Source organism: Bradyrhizobium sp. PRIMUS42 (assembly GCF_023006515.1).
Classification (GTDB): domain Bacteria; phylum Pseudomonadota; class Alphaproteobacteria; order Rhizobiales; family Xanthobacteraceae; genus Bradyrhizobium.
Genome location: NZ_JALBGZ010001049.1, coordinates 1 through 1,590 on the forward strand (window position 1 = coordinate 1; position 1,590 = coordinate 1,590).

General features: G+C 65.5%; 1 protein-coding gene. It reads right to left on the bottom strand.

Annotated features, from left to right (window positions below; genetic code table 11):
* On the bottom strand, positions 1–1,434 hold a 1,434-nt coding region (locus MOV75_RS37370), incomplete at its 3' end, for a hypothetical protein (protein ID WP_247007909.1).
* Positions 1,435–1,590 lie beyond the last annotated feature (156 nt).

Consider the following 1,590-nt stretch of genomic DNA (forward strand, 5'->3'; position numbering starts at 1 on the left):
GGTCGAGGCCGCCCCGGCGGCGCCCGCCTTGTCGGAGAAGCTCGACGACGCCGGATCGGAGACTGATGCCGCAACGGCGGCCGCGGTGATGCGTCCGGAGGTGGTCGCGCTGATCGTGAGATTGTCGACATTGACCGACCCGCTTCCGCCGCCAGACCCGGCAAAAGGATCGTTGGAGCTGAACACGCCGGGCCGGATGTCGGAATGGTTGTCGCCGATATAGGCGGAGGTGTCGGTATCTGCGCCGAGATAGGCCACCGACAATCCAACCGCCGAGCCGCCACTCCCGTTGAAGTTCATTGCGCCGGACAGTGTCACGACCGACAGGTCCTGCTGCGCCAGGACGCCGACGGTCGGGGCATAGACGGTGGCCTGGCTCGAGATCGACGCATGCGTCGTGTTGTTCAGGAAACCGAGCGAGGTGATGCCGTTCAGCGCCAGCGCGCCGGCAGCCTTGCCGGACGACGGCGCGACGGCCACGAACTGGTCCGAGGTGGTCGCGTTGACGGCGATGTCATCCGCCGCCCGCACCGTCGCGCCGTCCGAAACGCCGGCGATCGTGCTGGTGTTGAACTGGACGAGATTGAGCGCGCCACCGATCGAGGATCCGCCCGACGTGTTACCAAACAAGAAACCGAGCGTGCCGACATTGCCGGCGGCGTCGATCGACGCCGTAGTCGTGGTCGCCGCGATCTGAATGCTGGCGTTGTAGGTGTGGAGGTCGCCGTTGTCCATGCCGGCCGACCAGCTGCTGCCGCAAGCCGCGGTCGTGCATGTCGCCGTCAGGCTCGCGCTGCCCGCGACCCAAGCCGTCGTGTTGTTGTTCACGACGAAATGATTCAGCGAACCGGCGACGCCGATGGTGTCTCCGGCATCGGCCGTGGCATTGGCATAGCTGGTCAGGATGTTGCCGCCGATTCCGAGATTGCCGTTGAGATGGCTCAACACCGCACCCAGTCCATCCCATTTCAGCCAGGTGTTCGTGATCGGCAGTTCGGTGGTGGCATCGACGGCAATGTTCGCCGCGTTGATCAGCGTACCGCCACCGACATAGGCGTTTGAATTGTGGGTGAAATTGCCCCAGGCAACGGCCGCGCTGATCGCCGTCCCTTCGCCTGTCGACACGTCCTTCGTGATCGCGCTTGCCGTCGCATTGCTGCGAACGCCGCGATCGATGACGTTGCTGGCGACGGCGACGTTGCCGCGGGCGTAAATGCTCGGCGCGCCGCCGCTTGGATTCTGCGCGATCGCAGCGGTCGCACTCTGCGTGCTGTTAGCCAGCGAGAGCGCGCCTGCGACCTTGAAATCGAAGCTCAGCGGCACCAGCGAGGTCATGTGGTCCATGATGAAGTGCGTCGGCGAAGCGACGTTCGAGACCGCGAATTCCTGGATCGCCGCGACCAGCGCCGGCAGGCCGGCGATAGACGAGGCCATCGTGGAATTGCTGGTGGTGTCGGATGTCGCCTCGACCAGAACGGAACCGTTCATCCGGTCGCCGGCACTGGTTCCGAGCGATGCGCCGAGCGTCGCGGTCGCCGACGTCGTGACATCGCTGATGGCGACCGCGCCGCCGACGGCACCGCTCGCATT